General features: G+C 68.9%; 19 protein-coding genes and 1 pseudogene. 10 read left to right on the top strand and 10 right to left on the bottom strand.

What is annotated here, in order from left to right; translation table 11 throughout:
- Positions 1–700, bottom strand: a pseudogene (gene dnaA / locus GA0115233_RS35600) (chromosomal replication initiator protein DnaA); the annotation flags it as partial.
- Between the two features lie 385 nt (positions 701–1,085).
- On the opposite strand from dnaA, the gene rpmH reads away from it, so the two are divergent.
- The 9 genes from rpmH (at position 1,086) to GA0115233_RS35555 (ending at position 8,093) form a co-directional block, all read left to right on the top strand.
- Positions 1,086–1,223: a 50S ribosomal protein L34 gene (gene rpmH, locus GA0115233_RS35595; RefSeq protein WP_003956500.1), complete on the top strand. Its 138-nt coding sequence runs from the start codon at positions 1,086–1,088 to the stop codon at positions 1,221–1,223.
- Positions 1,224–1,244: 21 nt separating this feature from the next.
- The gene (gene rnpA / locus GA0115233_RS35590; RefSeq protein WP_078598854.1) at positions 1,245–1,616 is read left to right on the top strand and encodes a ribonuclease P protein component; all 372 of its coding nucleotides are present in this window, start codon (positions 1,245–1,247) and stop codon (positions 1,614–1,616) included.
- Entirely contained in the window at positions 1,613–1,981 is a 369-nt protein-coding gene (gene yidD / locus GA0115233_RS35585) for a membrane protein insertion efficiency factor YidD (protein ID WP_093724471.1), read from the top strand. The genes rnpA and yidD overlap by 4 nt, the downstream gene beginning before the upstream one ends.
- 3 nt (positions 1,982–1,984) lie before the next feature.
- Positions 1,985–3,238: a membrane protein insertase YidC gene (gene yidC, locus GA0115233_RS35580; protein ID WP_093724470.1), complete on the top strand. Its 1,254-nt coding sequence runs from the start codon at positions 1,985–1,987 to the stop codon at positions 3,236–3,238.
- Positions 3,239–3,253: 15 nt separating this feature from the next.
- Positions 3,254–3,766 carry a Jag family protein gene (locus GA0115233_RS35575; RefSeq protein ID WP_093724469.1) on the top strand — a complete coding sequence of 171 codons (513 nt, stop codon included), beginning with the start codon at positions 3,254–3,256 and terminating at the stop codon, positions 3,764–3,766.
- 127 nt (positions 3,767–3,893) lie between these two features.
- Positions 3,894–4,610 (top strand): 16S rRNA (guanine(527)-N(7))-methyltransferase RsmG, encoded by a 717-nt coding sequence (rsmG, locus tag GA0115233_RS35570; protein ID WP_093724468.1) that lies wholly within the window; start codon positions 3,894–3,896, stop codon positions 4,608–4,610.
- Between the two features lie 395 nt (positions 4,611–5,005).
- Positions 5,006–6,079 (top strand): ParA family protein, encoded by a 1,074-nt coding sequence (locus GA0115233_RS35565; RefSeq protein ID WP_093724467.1) that lies wholly within the window; start codon positions 5,006–5,008, stop codon positions 6,077–6,079.
- A complete protein-coding gene (locus GA0115233_RS35560; RefSeq protein ID WP_093724466.1) occupies positions 6,076–7,158 on the top strand; it encodes a ParB/RepB/Spo0J family partition protein in 1,083 nt (360 codons plus the stop codon). The genes GA0115233_RS35565 and GA0115233_RS35560 overlap by 4 nt, the downstream gene beginning before the upstream one ends.
- Before the next feature lie 317 nt (positions 7,159–7,475).
- Positions 7,476–8,093 (top strand): GNAT family N-acetyltransferase, encoded by a 618-nt coding sequence (locus tag GA0115233_RS35555; protein WP_093724465.1) that lies wholly within the window; start codon positions 7,476–7,478, stop codon positions 8,091–8,093.
- 73 nt (positions 8,094–8,166) lie between these two features.
- Here the strand turns inward: GA0115233_RS35555 and trxA are convergent, their stop codons facing one another.
- The 7 genes from trxA to GA0115233_RS35520 all read right to left on the bottom strand — a co-directional run bounded on the left by trxA (position 8,167) and on the right by GA0115233_RS35520 (position 17,889).
- Entirely contained in the window at positions 8,167–8,499 is a 333-nt protein-coding gene (gene trxA / locus GA0115233_RS35550; protein ID WP_037674879.1) for a thioredoxin, read from the bottom strand.
- A 41-nt stretch (positions 8,500–8,540) separates the two neighbouring features.
- The gene (trxB, locus tag GA0115233_RS35545) at positions 8,541–9,512 is read right to left on the bottom strand and encodes a thioredoxin-disulfide reductase (RefSeq protein WP_093724464.1); all 972 of its coding nucleotides are present in this window, start codon (positions 9,510–9,512) and stop codon (positions 8,541–8,543) included.
- Positions 9,513–9,695: 183 nt separating this feature from the next.
- Positions 9,696–10,607 carry a hypothetical protein gene (locus tag GA0115233_RS35540; protein WP_255310460.1) on the bottom strand — a complete coding sequence of 304 codons (912 nt, stop codon included), beginning with the start codon at positions 10,605–10,607 and terminating at the stop codon, positions 9,696–9,698.
- Entirely contained in the window at positions 10,604–11,344 is a 741-nt protein-coding gene (sigM, locus tag GA0115233_RS35535; protein ID WP_093724463.1) for an RNA polymerase sigma factor SigM, read from the bottom strand. Before sigM ends, GA0115233_RS35540 begins: the two co-directional genes overlap by 4 nt.
- A 17-nt stretch (positions 11,345–11,361) precedes the next feature.
- A complete protein-coding gene (locus GA0115233_RS35530; protein WP_093724462.1) occupies positions 11,362–13,062 on the bottom strand; it encodes a protein kinase family protein in 1,701 nt (566 codons plus the stop codon).
- 118 nt (positions 13,063–13,180) lie between these two features.
- Complete coding sequence (murJ, locus tag GA0115233_RS35525) at positions 13,181–15,448, bottom strand: murein biosynthesis integral membrane protein MurJ (RefSeq protein WP_093724461.1); 2,268 nt, start codon at positions 15,446–15,448, stop codon at positions 13,181–13,183.
- A gap of 44 nt (positions 15,449–15,492) precedes the next feature.
- The gene (locus GA0115233_RS35520; protein ID WP_093724460.1) at positions 15,493–17,889 is read right to left on the bottom strand and encodes a DUF6049 family protein; all 2,397 of its coding nucleotides are present in this window, start codon (positions 17,887–17,889) and stop codon (positions 15,493–15,495) included.
- Positions 17,890–18,100: 211 nt separating this feature from the next.
- Between GA0115233_RS35520 and GA0115233_RS35515 the strand changes: the two genes are divergently transcribed.
- Complete coding sequence (locus tag GA0115233_RS35515; protein ID WP_093724459.1) at positions 18,101–19,546, top strand: CCA tRNA nucleotidyltransferase; 1,446 nt, start codon at positions 18,101–18,103, stop codon at positions 19,544–19,546.
- A 54-nt stretch (positions 19,547–19,600) separates the two neighbouring features.
- On the opposite strand, the gene GA0115233_RS35510 is transcribed toward GA0115233_RS35515, so the two are convergent.
- Both GA0115233_RS35510 and GA0115233_RS35505 read right to left on the bottom strand, forming a co-directional pair.
- Positions 19,601–20,389, bottom strand: a complete 789-nt coding sequence (locus GA0115233_RS35510; RefSeq protein ID WP_141689619.1) for a hypothetical protein — start codon at positions 20,387–20,389, stop codon at positions 19,601–19,603.
- Between the two features lie 215 nt (positions 20,390–20,604).
- Positions 20,605–21,078, bottom strand: coding sequence for an LppU/SCO3897 family protein (locus GA0115233_RS35505; protein WP_093724457.1), 474 nt, complete (start codon positions 21,076–21,078; stop codon positions 20,605–20,607).
- Between the last annotated feature and the right edge of the window lie 19 nt (positions 21,079–21,097).

Raw genomic sequence — 21,097 nt, 5'->3', positions numbered from 1 at the left:
CGTAATCGGAGCGCTGGCCCTCGTAAGAGGGTCGGTCGGTGCCGGCGCGGTCACCCGGCTGCGGGCGGTAGTCCTCGGACGACTGGCCGTAGGCGTCCTGGCCGTAGCTGTCCTGCGACGGGCTCGCGTACGGGTCGCGCTCGGGGAAGCCGAGGCGCTGCTGCTGCCAGCTGTACTCGTCCTGCTGCGGGCGCGGCCAGGCGCCGGGCTCGGGGCGCTGGTACTCCGAGGGGTAGGCCGGGCGGGCAGTGGGCAGCGGGTCGTTCTGCTCCGGGCGTTCCGGACGCTCCGGGCGGGAGGGGTAGGCGTCGCCGTCGGCGCCGCGGTGGCGGCCGTAGCCCTCGTACTGACCGGTGGGGAGCTCGGGCTCCTCGTAGCGCGGCTGCGGGCGGGGCCCGGGGGCCGGCGGGGCCGGGGGCTCGCCGGCGGAGTCGTCGACGGTGATCGCGATCCGGATCGGGCGGCCGCACTCACGGCTCAGGGTCTCGCTGACGATCGGGGCGAGCCGGCCCTCCAGGACGCCCTTCGCGAACTCGTTCGGTACCGCGAGCAGGGCGGTGTCCGCGACCAGCGCCAGGGGCTGGCAGCGGCGGATCCAGTGCTCGTCCTTCGCCTCGACTCCCTGGCCACGTCCTTCGCCGAGGAGCTGCTCCAGTACTCGTGGCCACACTGCGGCAAGATCGGCAGGTACGTCAGCCACAGGGCACGCTCTCTCACGGGTCCCACGAACGTGTGATGGTGGGACGGGTCGGGATTCAAATCGGTCGGGACGGGCGAATCGGAGTTCAGCCACGGTAGTCAGGGCGAGCGGTGCGGTTCAAGTTGTTGTCCCCAGGCTGTGGATAGTGTCTCCCGGTGACCGCTGGTTTGACCGGATGGCGTAGCCCCGCGTACCGTAACCAGGTCGAGTTGTCGATGGCTGCTGCCGCCTGCCTCCGATGGGCGAAGATCACGTCCCCGCCTCCGCGGGGGTGAACCGGTGATCGGGAAGCGGTGCACTCGGGCGTAACGCGAGCTTCTCGTGGGCGCACGGTGACAGCCAGGACGGCACCCGCCACCACCGATTTGATTTCTGGAGCCCCCGAGTGAGCAAGCGCACCTTCCAGCCGAACAACCGTCGTCGCGCGAAGACCCACGGCTTCCGGCTGCGTATGCGCACCCGTGCCGGCCGCGCGATTCTCGCGTCCCGCCGTAGCAAGGGTCGCGCCCGTCTGTCCGCCTGATCCCGGTCAGGTCATGACGTCGTGCTGCCCACCGAGAACCGGCTGAGGCGGCGCGAGGACTTCGCGACCGCGGTACGACGAGGACGCCGGGCCGGACGCCCGACTCTCGTCGTCCACCTTCGTAGCGGTGCCACGGACCCGCACGCGCCTGGGGAGAGCGCTCCCCCGACGCGTGCGGGTTTCGTCGTGAGCAAGGCTGTCGGTGGTGCGGTGGTCCGCAACAAGGTGAAGCGCAGACTTCGCCATCTGGTGCGCGATCGAGTCGATGTCTTTCCCCCCGGTAGCCTGGTAGTCGTACGAGCGCTGCCCGGTGCGGGCGACGCCGACCATGCACAGCTGGCCCGAGACCTGGATGCCGCTCTGCAGCGGCTGCTGGGAGGGGGCGCGCGATGAAGTACCCGCTGCTGGCTCTGATCAAGATCTACCAGTGGACGATCAGTCCTCTGCTGGGGCCGGTCTGCAAGTACTACCCGTCGTGCTCCCACTACGGCTACACAGCCATCGACCGGCACGGTGCCATCAAGGGCACGGCGCTCACGGCCTGGCGCATCCTGCGCTGCAACCCGTGGTCGCTGGGTGGTGTGGACCATGTCCCGCCGCGCAAGCGTCCGAGATGGCACGAGATGCTGCGTGACGCATGGCGCACACGCAGGGGCGGGCCCTCCGCCGCCGAAACGGCCACCGAAGAGAATGTGCCTACGAGTGACAGCTCTTCGAGCCCGGCCGCAGAGACCCCGTCCCATGCCCAAGGAGCATGATTAGTGGACACGATTGCCAGCCTCTTCAGCTTCATCACGACACCCGTCTCCTGGGTCATCGTCCAGTTCCACAAGGTGTACGGCGCCCTCTTCGGCGATGACTCCGGGTGGGCCTGGGGCCTGTCCATCGTGTCCCTGGTGATTCTGATCCGTATCTGCCTGATCCCGCTCTTCGTGAAGCAGATCAAGGCGACCCGGGCCATGCAGACGCTGCAGCCCGAGATGAAGAAGATCCAGGAGCGCTACAAGAACGACAAGCAGCGCCAGTCCGAAGAGATGATGAAGCTGTACAAGGAGACGGGTACCAACCCGCTCTCCTCGTGCCTTCCCATCCTGGCGCAGTCGCCGTTCTTCTTCGCCCTGTATCACGTGCTCAACAGCATCGCGAACAACGAGAAGGTCGGCGTCATCAACGACCGGCTGCTGGAGAGCGCCCAGAACGCGCACATCTTCGGCGCGCCGCTCGCGGCCAAGTTCACGGACAGCGCGGCCAAGGTCGAGTCCCTCGGCTCCACCATCACCGATGTGCGTGTCGTGACCGCGGTCATGATCGTCCTGATGTCGGCGTCGCAGTTCTTCACCCAGCGCCAGCTGATGACGAAGAACGTCGACACCACGGTGAAGACGCCGTTCATGCAGCAGCAGAAGATGCTGATGTACGTCTTCCCGATCATGTTCGCCGTCTTCGGCATCAACTTCCCGGTCGGTGTCCTCGTCTACTGGCTGACCACCAACGTGTGGACCATGGGCCAGCAGATGTACGTCATCCACAACAACCCGACCCCGGGTTCCAAGGCCCAGGCCGCCTACCTGGAGCGCCTGACCAAGCGCGTCACCCACCACGGCAAGGTCAGCCGGCGCGGTGAGCGCAACATCGTCGAGGCGATCGTCGCCAAGGGCCGGGACCGCAACGAGTACGAGCGCAAGTTCATCAACGGCCTGAACAAGGCGGGTCTCGCCGCGCAGGCGGACGGCACTGTGGTGAAGAGCGAGACGTCCGTAGCCGTGGCCACCGAGGACGGCGCGCCCACGGCGGCTCCCAAGCGCCAGCAGCCCAAGCGGCAGAGCAAGTCCCAGCGGCAGGGCGGTGCGAAGGCGGCGGGCGACTCCGAAGCCAAGACCTCGCTGACCAAGTCCGACACCCCGCAGGACGCCAAGCCCACCGCCGCCAAGAAGCCCGGCTCCGGTACCCGCAGCAAGGCCCAGTCCGGGCAGCGCAAGGGTCCGCAGCGGCCCAAGTCCCCCTCCAAGAAGTAAGAAGGAGTCCATCCCGTGACGGAAGGCACCACCTCCGCCGCTGCCGAGGGTGCAGACACCCTGACCCGCCTGGAGCAGGAGGGCGAGATTGCGGCGGACTACCTCGAAGGTCTGCTGGACATCGCCGACCTCGACGGCGACATCGACATGGATGTCGAGGCCGACCGTGCCGCTGTCTCGATCATCAGCGACACGGGCAGCCGCGATCTGCAGAAGCTGGTCGGCCGGGACGGTGAGGTGCTGGAGGCGCTCCAGGAGCTCACGCGCCTGGCCGTGCACCGGGAGACCGGCGACCGCAGCCGGCTGATGCTGGACATCGCCGGTTACCGCGCCAAGAAGCGTGCCGAGCTCTCCGAGCTGGGCGCCAAGGCCGCGGCGGATGTGAAGAACACGGGCGAGCCGGTGAAGCTCAAGCCGATGACCCCGTTCGAGCGCAAGGTCGTGCACGACGCGGTCAAGGCCGCGGGACTGCGCAGCGAGTCCGAGGGCGAGGAGCCGCAGCGCTTCGTCGTCGTGCTGCCCGCCTGATCGGTTCGTACGATCCTCCGGCCCCGTCTGCCCGGCAGGCGGGGCCGAACTTTGTCAGCCTGATAGTTCTGGTGGTTCTGGTGCCGGCGCCTGGATGCGCCGACACGGTACGGAAGGACGGTCCCCCGTGACGGAGGCAGCTGAGCTTCCCCCCGCGCCCGAACAGGCCCGCGAGGTCTTCGGCGATCGCTTCGCGGACGCGGTCCGCTACGCGGAGCTGCTCGCGGAGGCGGGCGTGCAGCGCGGTCTGATCGGGCCCCGTGAGGTGCCCCGGCTGTGGGAGCGGCATCTGCTGAACTGCGCCGTGCTCTCCGAGGTCGTGCCCGAGGGGGTGACGGTGTGCGATGTCGGCTCCGGTGCGGGGCTGCCCGGCATTCCGCTGGCCCTGGTCCGGGAGGACCTGAAGATCACGCTGCTGGAGCCGCTGCTGCGGCGGACGACCTTTCTGACCGAGGTCGTGGAGCTGCTGGGCCTGGACCATGTGACCGTCGTCCGTGGCCGTGCCGAGGAGGTCATGGGCAAGCTCCAGCCGGTCCATGTGGTGACGGCACGGGCCGTGGCCCCGCTGGACCGCCTCGCCACCTGGGGCATCCCTCTGCTGCGTCCCTACGGCGAGATGCTCGCGCTCAAGGGGGACACCGCGGAGGAGGAGCTGAAGAGCGCGGCCACCGCCCTGAGCAAGCTCGGCGCGGTGGGGACCTCCATCCTCCATGTCGGTGAGGGCATCGTGGATCCGCAGTCGACGGTGGTCCGGGTGGAGGTCGGGGAGAGCCCCGGCGGTGTGCGCTTCGCGGCGAAGCGGGCGAAGGCGGCCCGGACGGGGCGGACGCGCCGGAGGCGCTGAGTCGTCCCTTCCGTGGGGCCGCATGAGTCGTCCGTCGCGTGGTGAGGCTTGAGTCAGCCCTCGCGTGGTGAGGCTTGAGTCAGCCCTCGCGTGGTGAGGCTTGAGTCAGCCCTCGCGTGGTCGCTTGATCCGCATTTCGGAGACGAGACGTACTCCACACAAGCTGCCAAACCTATGCATGCCGGAGTGTCGCGACAGTTCGGCCTCAGCTGCTGTGCATCGTGTTTCACGTGAAACGTCGCTCTTTGCTGCACGGCATTATCAGCCGGGGCCGCGCCGCGGCCGAACCCCGTGACCGCAAGCCTCTCGGGTCACTCGGAGAGGTAACGGAGTTGTCCACAGAGGTGGATTTCTCCACAGAACGCCAGGGCTCACTGGTTCACGACCCCGAAGGCATGGGAGGCTCTGTTCATTGCGAGCCTGAAGTCGAGGAGAGTGAATCCTTGCGGTCCGACGCCAACATCGCGGGACCGATGACCGATCCGGTCCCCGGTCCCCGTACCGAGTCGATGGGGGAGGATGTTTCACGTGAAACACCGCCCCCGATGGACGACACTCCCATCGGTCGTGCCGCCCAACTGGCGGTAGAGGCTCTCGGCCGCGCCGGGGAGGGTCTCCCGCGACCCGAACAGACCCGGGTCATGGTGGTTGCCAACCAGAAGGGCGGCGTCGGCAAGACGACGACGACCGTCAACCTTGCCGCGTCCCTGGCCCTGCACGGTGCCCGCGTCCTGGTGATCGACCTCGACCCCCAGGGCAACGCCTCCACGGCGCTGGGTATCGACCACCACGCCGAGGTTCCCTCGATCTACGACGTGCTGGTGGAGAGCAAGCCGCTCTCGGACGTCGTGCAGCCGGTGCCCGATGTCGAGGGTCTCTTCTGCGCACCCGCCACGATCGATCTCGCCGGTGCGGAGATCGAGCTGGTCTCCCTGGTGGCACGTGAGAGCCGACTTCAGCGGGCCATTCAGGCCTATGAGCAGCCCCTGGACTACATCCTCATCGACTGCCCGCCCTCGCTCGGTCTCCTGACCGTGAACGCGCTGGTGGCCGGTCAGGAGGTCCTGATCCCCATTCAGTGCGAGTACTACGCGCTGGAGGGTCTGGGACAGCTGCTCCGCAATGTCGACCTGGTGCGGGGGCACCTCAACCCCACCCTGCATGTATCGACGATCCTGCTCACCATGTACGACGGCCGGACGCGACTGGCGTCCCAGGTCGCGGAAGAGGTGCGCAGTCACTTCGGTGACGAGGTGCTGCGGACGAGCATTCCCCGCTCGGTCCGTATCTCCGAGGCGCCGAGCTATGGACAGACGGTGCTGACCTACGATCCCGGATCCAGCGGCGCGCTGTCCTATCTTGAGGCGGCACGAGAAATCGCGCTGAGGGGTGTCGGTGTCGGCTATGACGCGACGCACGCCCACATCGGCGCCCAGAGCGACCCGAGCATGGTGGAGGGGATCCAGTGAGTGAGCGACGGAGGATTGGTCTGGGCCGCGGCCTGGGCGCGCTGATCCCTGGGCCGGCGGACAGCACGGCGGCTCCGGCCGCGGTGGGGGGAGCCGGGCCCGCGTCTCCGGCACCTGTGCTGACCTCCGACCGTGGCGTGGCCGCGGCGAAGGTGACGGCGCTGCCGTCGGTTTCACATGAAACGGTGGAGCCGTCGGTGGATGTGCCGCCGCCTCCCATGGGCGCTCACTTCACCGAGATCCCCCTGGACTCCATCACGCCGAACCCGCGCCAGCCGCGTGAGGTCTTCGACGAGGACGCGCTGCAGGAGCTCATCACCTCCATCAAGGAGGTCGGTCTCCTCCAGCCGGTCGTCGTACGGCAGTTGGCTCCCGGGCGCTACGAGCTCATCATGGGCGAGCGGCGCTGGCGGGCCTGTCGTGAGGCGGGCCTGGAGGCCATCCCGGCCATCGTGCGGGCCACGGACGACGAGAAGCTTCTTCTGGACGCGTTGCTGGAGAACCTGCACCGTGCCCAGCTGAACCCGCTGGAAGAGGCCGCCGCCTACGACCAGTTGCTGAAGGACTTCAACTGCACCCATGACCAGCTGGCGGACCGCATCGGCCGGTCCCGTCCGCAGGTCTCCAACACGCTGCGGCTGCTGAAGCTGTCGCCGAAGGTGCAGAACCGGGTGGCTGCCGGTGTCCTCTCCGCCGGGCACGCACGGGCGCTGCTCTCCGTGGAGGACCCCGAGGAGCAGGAGCGGCTGGCCTACCGCGTGGTGGCGGAGGGGCTGTCCGTCCGGTCCGTCGAGGAGATCGTCACCTTGATGGGCTCCCGCTCGCAGAAGGCTCCGCGGGCCAAGGGGCCGCGGGCCGGTGGCCGGGTCTCCCCGGCGCTGTCCGACCTCGCGACCCGGCTCTCGGACCGCTTCGAGACGCGTGTGAAGGTCGAGCTGGGCCAGAAGAAGGGCAAGATCACCGTCGAGTTTGCCTCGCCGGAGGATCTGGAGCGCATCCTCAACACCCTCGCCCCGGGCGAGCGGCTGGCTCTCCAGAAGAGCCTGACCGAGGATGGCGCGGAGGACTCCGAGGACTGACCTGTGGGGCCTTGAGCCCCAGCGCTGACGCAGGGCGGGCCGTGTCCGGTGGTTACCGGAACGCGGTCCGCCCTTTGCTTTCCGGCGGTATCGACGCCCTCACTTCGTGGATACGATGCGATCGGGTAAGGCGCATCCACCTGGCGGCACCTCTTAGGGGAGGCGGGGGCCATGCGAACGGTGAGCCGGACCGGACTGGTGAGCGCGGGCCTGGGCCTCGGAGCGGTCGGCGGATTCGTCGGCAGCCTGCTCAAGGAACGGAGCGCCCTGACAGCCGCCCGCAGCGCAGCGGGCGAGGGAAGCGAGGATCAGCCTTCATGGGGCGTCGGCTCGTACCGCTCACGCTGGACAACCTTCAGGACCTTCCCCAGCGTTGTCGCACGTGTGTCTTCTGGGAGCTGGATCCCGTCAGCGGTGAAGCAGCGGTAGCCGCCGGCACCGCGGCGGTGGAGAAGGAGGCCTGGATCTCCGCCGTCCTGCTGGACTGGGGCTCCTGCGGCCGGGTCGTCTACGTCGACGATGTTCCCGTGGGCTTTGTGCTGTATGCGCCTCCGGCCTACGTCCCCCGGTCGGGCGCCTTTCCCACGAGCCCTGTCTCGTCCGACGCCGTGCAGTTGATGACGGCGTTCATCCTGCCCGGGTATCAGGGGCAGGGCCTCGGGCGGGTGATGGTGCAGACGGTCGCCAAGGATCTGCTGCGACGGGGCTTCAAGGCGATCGAGGCGTTCGGGGACGCGCGTTGGAAGGAGCCTGCGTGTCTGCTCCCCGCCGATCATCTGCTGGCGGTGGGCTTCAAGACCGTACGGCCCCATCCCACGCACCCCCGGCTGAGGCTGGAGCTGCGCACGACTCTCTCCTGGAAGGAAGACGTGGAGATGGCGCTCGACCGGCTGCTGGGTGCCGTGCAGAAGGAGCCGGCGTTGCGGCCGCTGTGAGAGCGGGCCGACGGACATACGAATGGGCCAGCCCTCAGGGGCTGGCCCATTCGTGTTTCACGTGAAACAACGCCTACTCGGCGATGAAGTCCTCAAGGTCGCGGACGATCGCGGCCTTCGGCTTGGCGCCGACGATGGTCTTGGCGACCTCGCCGTTCTGGTAGACGTTCAGCGTCGGGATGGACATGACGCCGTACTTGGCGGCCGTACCCGGGTTCTCGTCGATGTTCAGCTTGACGATCTCGATCTTGTCGCCGTACTCGGCGGCAATGGCCTCCAGCGACGGGGCGATCTGGCGGCACGGACCGCACCAGGCGGCCCAGAAGTCCACCAGGACAGGCTTGTCGCTCTTGAGGACGTCCTGCTCGAAGGTGTCGTCGGTCACGTTCTTCAGGGTGCCGGCCACTGCGGGCTCCTTAACTGTTGGTGCGTGGGGCGGGTGGGGTGTCAGACGGTCGTCTTCTCGGGCTCCGCCGTCTGCTCACCGTCGGCGAGGGCGGCGAGGAAACGCTCGGCGTCGAGAGCGGCGGAGCAGCCGGTGCCGGCCGCGGTGATGGCCTGACGGTAGGTGTGGTCGACGACGTCACCGGCGGCGAAGACGCCGGGGAGGTTCGTACGTGTGGAGGGGGCGGCGACCTTGAGGTAGCCCTCCTCGTCCAGGTCCAGCTGGCCCTTGAAGAGCTCGGTGCGCGGGTCGTGCCCGATCGCGATGAACAGGCCGGTGACCGCGAGGTCGGACAGCTCACCGGTCTTGACGTTGCGCAGCTTCAGGCCCGCGAGCTTCTGGTCGCCCTGGACCTCGGCGACCTCGCTGTCCCACACGAACTTGATCTTCGGGTCGGCGAAGGCGCGGTCCTGCATGGCCTTGGAGGCGCGCAGGGAGTCGCGGCGGTGGACGACGGTCACAGACTTGGCGAAGCGCGAGAGGAAGGTGGCCTCCTCCATCGCGGTGTCGCCGCCGCCGATCACGGCGATGTCCTGGTCCTTGAAGAAGAAGCCGTCACAGGTGGCGCACCAGGAGACACCGCGGCCGGAGAGGGCGTCCTCGTTGGGCAGCCCGAGCTTGCGGTGCTGGGAGCCGGTGGCGACGATGACGGCCTTCGCGCGGTGGACGGTGCCCGCGGTGTCGGTGACGGTCTTGATCTCACCGGTGAGGTCGACGGAGACGATGTCGTCCGGGACGAGCTCGGCGCCGAAGCGCTCGGCCTGGCCGCGCATGTTGTCCATGAGCTCGGGGCCCATGATGCCGTCCTGGAAGCCGGGGAAGTTCTCGACCTCGGTGGTGTTCATCAGCGCGCCACCGGCGGTGACAGCCCCTTCGAACACCAGCGGCTTCAGCGACGCGCGTGCGGTGTACAGCGCCGCCGTGTAGCCGGCGGGCCCGGAGCCGATGATGATCACGTTACGGACGTCGCTCACGGCTTGTTTCCTCGTCTCTGGACTGCGTCATAGGTCCGGCGGGAGCCCCTCTCAGAGCTCTCACCCCACCCAACGGATCCTAAGGGGCGTGCATTCCCGCTGTGTCCGGGCACACGGAGGGGCGCCACCGTAGCGCTTTCCACGGCGGACGGAGACGATGCGTCCGCACAGTGAGAGAGGTGTTCAGGAGGCCCGCGGGTAGGTGTGGGTCAACAGCACCTCGGCCTTGCCCACAGACGGGTCAGTCACGCAGGTCGCGTCGACGATGTAGGCGGTGACCCTGCTGGTGTCGGCCGGGTCGGTCAGCACCACGAGCATCGCCCGGGTGCCCCGGTAGACGCCCTCCTTGGTGGCGAGGGCGGTCTCGTTACGACCGATGCCTTCCTGCACGCACCCGGGCACGTCCGTGGGCTTGTTGAAGATCTTCGGTTCCTGGGAGTCCGGAGCGGACTCCATGCCGACGCTGCTGCGCGGCGCGCGCCCGCCTTCCTTGGCCTTCTGGGCGAGGAGATCGGAGACATCCCGCTTCAGGGTGCTCTCGGCGAAGGTGTCCGCGGCCTGGGTCGTCACCTCGTCGTCGCCGTCGGAGCCGCCCGAACCGTCCCCGAGAGACGAGACCAGGACGGTGCCGAGCCCCAGGGCTGCCACGGTGAAGACGGTGCCCAGGACGGCGATACGACGGCGCCCACCGGGGCGGCGGCTCTTGCGGCCGGGGCCGGTGGTGGAGGTGCGGGCGTGGCCCGCGGGTCGGTCGGCGGCTGTCGATGTTTCACGTGAAACACGCGCGTCGTCCTCGGGGGCGTCGTCTTGGGTGGGCGCGCTCGCCTCTGCCTCCGGGGCCGTGGAGTTCAGCAGCGCCTCCGCGGCGAGCGCGGCGTCGATCCGGCCCGCGACATCGTCGGGCATCCGCGCCGGGCCCGGCAGGGTGCCGAGCAGGCCGCGGATCTCTCCCAGGGAGGTGTAGACGTCCGCGCACAGCTCGCACGAGTCCAGGTGCCGGCGTACGTCCGCGCTGCGGGAGGAGGGCAGCAGGCCCTCGGCGAGGTCGGAGAGCTCGGTGACTTCCGGATGCCCGGCCATGTCCGTCGACGTCACGCTCGCCCACCTCCGCCCTTCACAGCAGCTGAATCACTCGGCCCGGTATCGCCCGGCCCCGCGGTCTGCGACCCCGTGGCTCGCGGTCCCGCTGCCGGTGGGACGGATGGACCCTCCCCGCGGTTCCGTCCTGCGCCCGGCTCTTTGCCGCTACCGGCGTTTTCCGGCCGCAGATGGGTGAGGAGCGGCAGAAGTCTGGCCCGGCCCCGGGCGCACCGGCTCTTGACCGTGCCGGTGGGCACATCGAGGATCCGGGCGGCCTCGGCGACGGGGTAGCCCTGCATGTCGACGAGGACGAGGGCCGCGCGCTGATCGGCGGGAAGGGTGCCCAGGGCTTCCAGGAGCTGCCGGTGCACATCGTTGCGCTCGGCGGGGGCCGCGGCCGACTCGTGCGGCTCCAGGAGCTGTTCCAGGCGCTCGGTGTCGTCGACGGGGGAGGTCTTCCGGGAGGCCGCCTTCCGGGCGCGGTCCAGGCAGGCGTTCACCGTGATCCGGTGCAGCCAGGTCGTGACGGCCGACTGTCCGCGGAAGGTGTGGGCGGCACGGTAGGCGGAGACCAGCGCGTCCTGAACGGCGTCCGCGGCCTCCTCACGGTCCCCCAGGGTGCGCAGGGCAACGGCCCACAGACGGTCCCGATGCCGGCGTACGAGCTCACCGAAGGCGTCCTTGTCACCCGAGACATGGCGCGCCAGAAGATCGGCGTCCGACAGGTCGGCTCGGCTCGATCCGCTCTCCACACCATCCCCCGACCCGGTCAGCTGGTCACCTTGATGTCCATGACCCTGCCGCGCCACTTGCCGTCATCGGCCTGTATCGGCAGCTTCGTCAGCCACACCAGCAGATAACGGGAGTTCACGCTCTCCTTCGGCTTGAGCGTCACGGTGGTGCCCGAACCCGCGGCGACCTTGCTGTAGCTCCCGAACGACGTGGGCATCGTGCCCGAGTCACCGGACGCCGTGAGCAGTTCGACGGACGTCTCGCCCATGAAGCTGACCGTGACCTTGCCGACCTTCTGGGCCTTGCCGAGGTCGAGGACGAGACCGACACCCGACTTCAGGTTTCCGAAATTGGCGCCCTCGTAGTAGCTGGTCTCCCAGTACGACTGCGGGTCGTTGTCGAAGGCCTTCGGCACGTTCGCCGGGTACTCCGACTTGTCTCCGCCGAAGGGGTCGAAGTCGTGGGCGTCCTGGATCGCGATCGGCTTGCCCGCCGCGGGCTTCTTCGGGCTCTTGTCGCCGCCGTCCGTCGTCTGCGTCTGGTCGGTGCCGTCGTCCTTGCCGCCGCGGTCCATGAGGGCGTCCGCGAGCTGCCAGCTGCCCAGGCCCAGAGCGGCGATGAGGAGGGCGGAGACGGCCCACTTCAGGGCCTTGCCGGTGCGGCTCTGCAGCGGGGGCGGCGGGGTGGGGACCGGCTGGGTGGCGCCCGGGTGCGGCGACGGACGGCCGTACGTGCCCTGCTGGTACGTTGTCCGCTGGTACTCGGGGGGCGGGGTGAACGCCGGCTCCGGCGGGCGGATGCGGGGCATCTCGCTGATCGCCTTCACCAGCTCCTCCGGAGTGGTGCAGGCGGACTCGTGGCGGGAGGCCGTCGCGCCGTCATTGGCGAGCGCGCGCATCGACAGCTCGGACAGACCGCGGTGGACGCCCGCCCGTACCTGGTCCGGCGCGATCAGACCGATGTCCTTGGGCAGCCCGGACAGACCGTAGGCGTCGTTCTCGTACGGCCAGCGCTGAGTGAGCGCCGCGTACAGCAGTGCGCCGATGGACTCCGTGTCGGTGCGCTGCGGGGTGTCCGAACTGATGCCGCGCAGCGCGGCGTTGACGGCGAGTCCGCGAATGCGCCACTGCCCGGACGAGGTGCGCAGCACGGCGTTGGGGTTCAGCCGCAGATGCGCCAGACCCTCCCGATGCGCGGCGGCCATGGCGGCGGCGAGCTGGGAGACCATCTGGTAGGCGTCGTACGGCTCCAGCGGACCGGAGGAGAGCAGGGTGGTCAGCTCGGTGGCGTCGGGAAGCCATTCGTGCACGACGTAGACGAGGTCGTTCTCCTCGACGGCGTCGAGCACCTGGACGAAGCGGGGGTCGCCGAGCAGGGCGGAGGACCGGGCCGCGGCCAGGACGGAGCGGGCCCGCGCGTGGTCCGCGGGCAGGACGTGGACGCCGACGGCACGCCGCAGCTTCTCGTCCACCGCACGCCAGCTGCTGAAGCCGTCCAGACGGGTGACGCACTCCTCCAGGCGGTACCGTCTGGCGAGCTTGTGACCACTGTGCAGTTCGGGTGGTGAGGTCTTTTCGGAACCTTCGGTCCCGCCACTCCCCTGTGCCTCGTCGGTGTCCGTGTCCCGCTCCCGATTCTGGGCCACCCCGTCGGCCGTGGACTGGTCCGCCTGTGCGGTCAGCGGCTCGTCACCGCTGTTGTCTGCCACGTCGACGGCAGCCGTGCTCCGTTCCGCCACCGTCGCTCCTGCCTCCCCATCCGTTGCGCGCTCCGAGACGCCGAAACCAATTGTGCCCACAGTCCGCCGCTATGCACGACACACGGTGGCGATCGATGGTTGTGCGGGTACCCCGGGTTCAGCGGCCCAGGCGCCCACGGACCATGCCTACCAGCGAGTTCAGCTCCTCGATCCGCATTCTGCGGGCGGCCACGAAGAAGATCCCGAGCAGCACGGCACCACCGACGACGAGGGCGGACAGCGAACCGACCGCACCCTGGCCGAGCGTCTTGGCGACGCCGTAGCAGACGGCTCCGCTCAACAGCGCCGCCGGGATCGAGGCGATGCACAGCCTCGCGTACGTCCGCATCACCCGGGCGCCGTCCAGGTCGCCGCCCAGCCGCTTGCGCAGCCTGCTCCAGGCGACGCCCACACCGATCGCGTAGGCGAGGCCGTAGGAGGCGGCCATGCCGACCACGGCCCAGCGTGCGGGGAGCACGAAGAAGCAGGCGGCGGAGGCGGCGGCGTTGACCGCGGCCACGATGACCGTGTTGTAGAAGGGCGTTCGGGTGTCCTCGTAGGCATAGAAGGCGCGGAGGACGACGTACTGCACGGAGTACGGGATCAGGCCGAGGCCGAAGGCCATCAGCATGAGGCCCATGTTGGTGGCCTCGCTGGTGCCCGAGGAGCCGAAGATGAGGGTGCACATCGGGATGCCGAGGGCCACAAAACCGAAGGCGATCGGCACGATCGCGACGGCCGTGGTGCGCAGGCCCTGCGAGATGTCGTCGCGTACGGCGCCGGAGTCCTCCTCGGCGGCCGAGCGGGACAGCCGGGGCAGCAGGGCGGCCATCAGGGAGACCGTGATGATCGCCTGGGGCAGGCCCCAGATCAGCTGGGCGTTGGCGTAGGCCGCGAAGCCCGTGCCGTCGACGGGCGAGTCCTTGCCCGCCGCCGTGGAGAGCTGGGAGACGACGATCGCGCCCGCCTGGTTGGCGAGGACGAACAGCACGGTCCACTTGGCGAGCGTGACCGCCTTGCCGAGGCCGTGGCCCTTCCAGTCGAAGCGCAGCCGCGGCCTGAAGCCCGTCTCGCGCAGGTACGGGATCATCGCCAGGGCCTGGACGACCAGACCGAGCAGGACGCCGATGCCGAGCAGCCGCTCGCCCTCCGGCGGGATGTTGGTGACTGTCATACCGGACTCGGCAGCGCTGCCGTAGACCCAGATGAACGTGCCGAGGGTGACGATGATGACGATGTTGTTGAGGACCGGGGTCCACATCATCGGGCCGAACGATCCCCGCGCGTTGAGGATCTGACCCATCACCACGTGGATGCCCATGAAGAAGATCGTGGGCAGGAAGTACTGGACGAAGGTGACGCCGACCTCGTTGGCCGCCGGGTTGCTCGCCACCGAGTCCGACAGCATGCGGACCAGCAGCGGCGCGGCGAACATGGAGACCACGGTGAGTCCGCCGAGGGCGACCATCACCAGCGTCAGCAGACGGTTGGCGTACGCTTCGCCGCCGTCCTCGTCCTCCTTCATCGCGCGCACCAGCTGCGGCACGAAGACGGAGTTCAGACCGCCACCGACGGTCAGGATGTAGATCATCGTCGGCAGCTGGTAGGCGACCTGGAAGGTGTCACCGAGCAGGCCCACACCGAGGGCCGACACGATCAGCGCGGACCGGATGAAGCCGGTGAGGCGGGACACCATCGTGCCCGCGGCCATCACCGCGCTGGACTTCAGCAGCCCCGCCGCCTTGCCGCCCTTCTTCGCGGCGGGCGCCGGCGCGGCCGGGGGCGGCACGGGAGCGGTGCCGAGGTTCATGGTCGCGTCGGCGGGCGGGGCGGCGGACTGCTGCGGCTGCTGCTGGTAGCGGGCGGGCTCCCCGGCCGGGCCGGGGACGGGCGCGGTCTCCTGCACCGGACGGCCGCCGCCCTGCTGCTGGTCCCTGAACAGGTGCGCGAAGGCGTCCGGCTCGTGGTGCTCCTCGGCGGAGTGGGTGACCAGGTCGTCGACGCCCACGTACTGAGTGGTGCGCGGGTCGTCGCCGTAGGGCAGGTACTGGGTCGCGCCGTCCGGCTCGGGCGCCGGGGTCCGGGCCCACACGTTCGGGTCGGGCGCGTGCGGCGGCTGCTGGGGCCGGCCGTACAGCGGCTGCTGCGGGGGGTAGGTGCCGGGCGGCGGCGGGGGGTGCGCGGCACGGTCGTAGAGCGCCTCGGCGACCGGGTCCTGGGCGGAGAGGTCCTGGGCCCGGTAGGGGTCCTGGTCGTAGGCGTCCTGGAGGTACATGTCCGCGGGAGGCTGCGGCGGTACCTGGCCGTGCTCGGGCGGCGGGCCCTCGGGGTACCCCGAGCTGCCCGCGGCGGCCTGGCCGCGGTCACCGTCGTACGGCGCGTTCATGGTTACCCACCCTCATCGTCCCGGGCCCACCGGCCACGACATCCTCAACGGTCCACTCTCTCACCCGTCCCGGACGGGTCGGCGCTTTCCGCTGGGGTGTCCGGGGTCGGGTCACTCGGCTGCTCCGGGTCGCCTGCCCCGGCATCCGCGCCGGACTCCTGTTCGGGACGCTCGTCGGGCCCCTCGGGGTTCCCCGGGCCGGTCACGGCCTCCTCGGCGGCCTCAGGGCCCGTCCCGGAGCCGTTCTCGGGACCGGCCTCCTCGGCCTGCCGCGCGGCGCGCTTGCGCTGGGTGTACATCCGGAAGCCCGCGAGGACCAGCAGCAGGAAGCCGCCGCCGATGACCAGCATGACCGTGGCGGTGAACTCGGTCACCTTGACGTCGAACCGTACCGGAGGGCCGTACTTCTGCCCGTCCTTCGTGTAGAGCTGCGCGATCACCTCGGCCTGGCCGTTGGCCTCGGCGGACGTGGTGAACTTCACCGTCTGGCTGTGGCCGCCGTTGACCGTGACGGGCTGCTCGTCGTAGGCGGCGCCGTCGATCTTCAGGCGTCGCGGGCTGGTCGAGGTGAGCCGCAGCACCAGGTTGTCGACGCCCTGCACCAGGTTGTTCTGGACGGTCACCGGGATGGTGGCGCTGCGCCCGGAGAGCTTGGTCTCGGACTTCTCGATCAGGGAGACGCTGTCGGCCAGGGAGTCGAGGTAGATCTCGACGTCGTTGCGGTACGCGGCGGCCTCGGTCGCCCGGCCGCGCCACGAGGTGGACATCGCGCGGTTCATGGCCCGGCCGAACGGGGTCACGACCCGTGACTCGTCGCTGAGGATGACCTTGAACTTGTCGAGCTTGTGCTGGGTGGTGGCGATCTGCTCGAAGGCGGAGCGCTGGAGCTCCTGCTTGCGCAGCTTCGAGGGGTACGCCGACTTCGCCGGGACCTTGGTGGTGGCGCCGGGGTCGGGCTTGGCGGCGGTGGTCGTGGTGAGGTCCTGGAACTGGGTCCAGCCGCTGTTCTCCAGGGCGGTGACGGCCGCCGCCAGGGCACCGGCCTGGCTGGCCGTGGGCATGCGCTGCGGGGCGACGAGGATGGTGCGCTGGTCGTCCGTCTGGAGGTTCAGGGCCAGGTTCTGGGCCAGGAACCGCTGGACGGCGAGGGTCGAGGAGGAGGCGCGCGCCATGTCCCCCTGGAAGGCCGTGGAGAGCCGCGCGTCGGCGACCACGGCCGTGGTGCCGCCGCCGATGGGGCGGGCCGCGGAGGGGGTGTAGGTCAGGCCCGCGGTCTCCTGCAGGCTGTCGCTGCGTGCGATGACGTTGTGCGCTCCGGCGGAGGTGGCGACCTTGACGATCGACGGGTCCACTGCGCCCTCGACCGGCCAGGCGAAGTCGGTGGTCGGCTCCACGTGCAGGATCGACGCGACCGTGTCCTCGGCGACGTCGGTCGCCTCCTTGAGGTGGCCGAGCGAGCCGGTGACGGCCGTCCCGTTGTGGGCGAGGGAGGCCAGGTCGGGGTCGGCGAAGGGCAGCGCGACGACCTCGTGGCCCGCCACCGCGTCCTGGAGGTCGGCCAGCCACCGCTTGGCGATCTCCTGGTCGGCCTTTGTACTGGGGACGGTGTCAGAGCCGTCCTCGGTGAGGATCTCGTAGCTGTCGGTCATGGCGTCGACCGAGGCCAGCAGGTCCGGGTCGACGACCCAGGTCACATCGAGGTCCTCACCGAGCGCGACCATCCGCTCCAGCCGCCCGCCGGGGCTGATCTCGTGGATCAGGTCGTTGGTGCGGAAGACCGGGGTCTGCGCCTCGTTGGAACCCGTCTGCGCGGTCATGTGAGCGGTGGAGATCAGCGGCCACAGCACGGTCGTCCGGGTCTCGGTGTCCGCGTCGTCGGGCTGGTACGGCAGGAAGGTGCGCTGGACACCGAGCACCTGCGGCCACCCCTGGGCGGCCGTCTCGCCGGTCAGGGAGACCGCGAGCTGGTAGATGCCGTTCCCGTCCAGATCCAGCTCGTCCACCGGGACGGAGATGGTGAAGGGCTGCGAGACGCCCGGGGTGAGCTTGTCGAACTTCTCGACGTACTTCCCGCCGAGCGGCAGGCCGTCGGTGCCGGGCTGGTAGCCGGTGGCCTTTGCGGCGGTGTCGATCCCGGAGCGGGTGACCAGCTCCTGGCCGATGCGAAGGTCCACCTGGGCGTCGGTGACGGCCTGCTTGCTCTTGTTGGTCACCGTGCCGGTCACGGTCAGGGTGTCGTCGTCCGTCGCCACGCTCGGTGTGAGGTGGTCCACGGACACGGCGACCGTCTCGTCGATGTCGGCGGCCTGAGCGGGGGAGGCAGCGGGCAGCTGGAGCAGCCCCGCCAGCAGGGGCGCGCCGGCGAGCAGTGCCCCGGTGCGCCGCAGCCACCGGCGGGCAGGTGAGGGACTGGTCCCCTGGAAGTCTGCCGCCTCGGCCACGCGCTCGCCCGTCCCTCGTCGTCGTCAGTGGTCGTCGGAATGTGCGTCCACGCATGGTAACGATGCGCGCTGAGGGGAAGTGCCGCGGTCTGCGCCACAAGATCGCTCACGGGGGCAGGCTGTCCTGTATGTGCCCGTATGAAAAGGAGCGGATCTGTGCCCGTTTAATGGAGGCGCTGAGGGGCGTCCCCGGCACGTACCCTGTTTTGTTGTGCCGAACGCCAACGAAGACAACCTCAGTGTCCTGAGCCAGGTGCAGCACCGCGCGGTGAGTGAGCTGCTGCGGGTCGCGCCTGTCGCCGACGACCTCGCCCGCCGCTTCAAGGAGGCCGGGTTCTCACTCGCCCTGGTCGGCGGGTCGGTCCGGGACGCGTTGCTCGGCCGGCTCGGCAACGACCTGGACTTCACGACGGACGCCCGACCCGAGGACGTTCTGAAGATCGTGCGCCCGTGGGCGGACGCGGTCTGGGAGGTCGGGATCGCCTTCGGCACCGTAGGGGCGCAGAAGGACGGCTACCAGATCGAGGTCACGACCTACCGGTCGGAGGCGTACGACCGCACCTCGCGCAAGCCGGAGGTGTCCTACGGCGACTCCATCGAGGAGGACCTCGTCCGCCGTGACTTCACGGTGAACGCGATGGCTGTCGCGCTGCCCGAGAAGGAGTTCGTCGACCCGCACGGAGGGCTCGAAGACCTCGCCGCGCGCGTGCTGCGCACGCCGGGCACCCCCGAGGCGTCCTTCTCCGACGATCCACTGCGGATGATGCGTGCGGCGCGGTTCGCGGCGCAGCTCGACTTCGAGGTGGCGCCCGAGGTGGTCGCCGCCATGAAGGCGATGGCCGAGCGCATTGAGATCGTCTCGGCGGAGCGGGTGCGGGACGAGCTGAACAAGCTGATCCTGTCCTCCCACCCGCGCAAGGGCCTGACCCTGCTCGTCGACACGGGGCTGGCGGACCATGTGCTGCCCGAGCTTCCGGCGCTGCGACTGGAGAGCGATGAGCACCACCGGCACAAGGACGTCTATGAGCACACGCTGATCGTCCTGGAGCAGGCGATGGCGCTGGAGGAGGAGGGGCCCGATCTGACCCTCCGCCTGGCGGCCCTGCTGCATGACATCGGCAAGCCGCGCACGCGCCGCTTCGAGAAGGACGGCAGGGTCTCGTTCCACCACCACGAGGTGGTCGGGGCGAAGATGGTCAAGAAGCGGATGACGGCGCTGAAGTACTCCAACGAGCTGGTGAGGGACGTCTCCCGTCTGGTGGAGCTCCATCTCCGCTTCCATGGCTACGGCACGGGAGAGTGGACCGACTCCGCCGTCCGCCGCTATGTCCGCGACGCCGGCCCGCTGCTGAACCGCCTCCACAAGCTGACCCGCTCCGACTGCACCACCCGCAACCGCCGCAAGGCGGCCGCCCTCTCCCGTGCCTACGACGGCCTGGAGGAGCGCATCGCCAAGCTGAAGGAGCAGGAGGAACTGGACGCCATCCGCCCGGACCTCGACGGCAACCAGATCATGGAGATCCTGGGCATCAAGCCGGGCCCGGCCGTGGGCAAGGCGTACAAGCACATGCTGGAGCTCCGCCTGGAGCACGGGCCGATGGGCCACGACGACGCGGTCGAGGCCCTCAAACAGTGGTGGAGCGAGCAGCAGGGCTGAGACGAGAAAAGGGGGCATGTTTCACGTGAAACATGCCCCCGAGGCGCCTTGCTGCTACACGTTGCGAAGGTGGTAGCTGACGAGGCTGCCGTAGACGTTGGCCCTCATCCACTGCTCCTTGTCGATCTGGAAGGTGCTGCCCTTGAAGACAATGTTTCCTTCCCAGACGACCGAGGCATCAGCATTGTGACCCTTGCTGCAGGGCTTGCCCTTCTGGCACCATCCCCAACTGCTCCGTGAGGTCTTCACCATGCCCTTGCTGAGGCTGATGACCCCCGAAAGGTTCTTCTTACCGGCATCGCCGTAGTTCACCTTCGTGATGTCTTTGCCGTTGCTGTGGAAGTTCACCCACAGGCTGAGCTTGATGATTTTCACGCCGAGCAGCTTGAGGTGGGTGGTGTACGTCACCTTGTGGTTGCCCTTGGGGAGCGGCTTCTTCTTCGCCTTGGCGGCGAAGCTGGTCATGCGCTCCTGCTCAATGCTCACATCCCCGTTGTGCAGGAATGTTGTGTGACTCTCCTCCTTGGAGGAGGTCAGCGGCTCACCACCTTGCTCCCCGGCCTTTTCGAGGAAAGTCTTGAGCAGTTCAGGGTCGTGCAGATAGTCGATGAACTGCTGCTGCTCGGAGGGAGTGAGGCGCTTGAAATCCCGGAGGGCGTCGTCCGCTCCCTCTTCCTTCGACCGCTGCAAATAGTCGGCGTATGCGGCCGGAGTGGCGGCAGGATCATTGCTGACCACCGACGCCGCTGGTGTCTCGACTGCGGTCGCCTGCGATATGCCGCCAGCAAGAACGGCACAGGCACCGAGTGCTGCGACCATGCCCTGGGCAGCGCGACGTGTCATGAGAAGTCCCCGATTTCTGTGAAGTCATGTGGTCGTTCGGCCAGGGTGGTCACGCCGGGCCGCCAAATGATCTTTTCCTGCGGGGCTGTTCAGGGCAAGTGAGTTGAGGTGGATCTGAGACTACTTCTGCGTAACAGGGCTCGTGGTATCCAAAGCGGGGTCAAGTTTCACGTGAAACATGGCCCCGCTCATGGTCGATGCATGCTCAGTCGCGGTCAGACATCGCCGAAGCAGAGGAGGAACTCTTCGCCGTCGCCGGTCTCGGCGTAGAAGCCGGTGGCCCCCTTGACCTTGCGGCACTCCGTCTCGGCGGTGAACGAGGTGAAGTGACCCTCCACCTTCTTGAGGACCTTGCCCTTGGCCTCGGGGGAAGAGCAGTCCACGACCTCCATGCGGTCCGAGGACGAGGAAGCGGACTTCAGGCAGTCGCCCACCTTGGCCTGGTTGGCGTCGTCACGGCTGGCGATGTAAGCGGCCACCGCGACACAGACGAGTACCACGACGATGACGACGTTCTTGATCGTCTTGAAGGTGAGCTTACGGGACGGCTGCTCCGGCGGAACGGGAGCCCCCGGGGCCGGGAAGCCGGGCTGGCCGGGCTGCTGCGGGAAACCGCCCTGGGGCGGCTGGCCGTAGGGCTGCTGCTGGCCCTGAGCGAACGGGTTGCCCTGGGGCGGCGGAGTAGTCACTTGGGGGTCCCCCTAGACG

It is taken from the genome of Streptomyces sp. DI166 (genome assembly GCF_900091315.1).
Taxonomy (GTDB): domain Bacteria; phylum Actinomycetota; class Actinomycetes; order Streptomycetales; family Streptomycetaceae; genus Streptomyces; species Streptomyces fuscus.
This window is presented reverse-complemented; position numbering and strand designations above follow the sequence as displayed.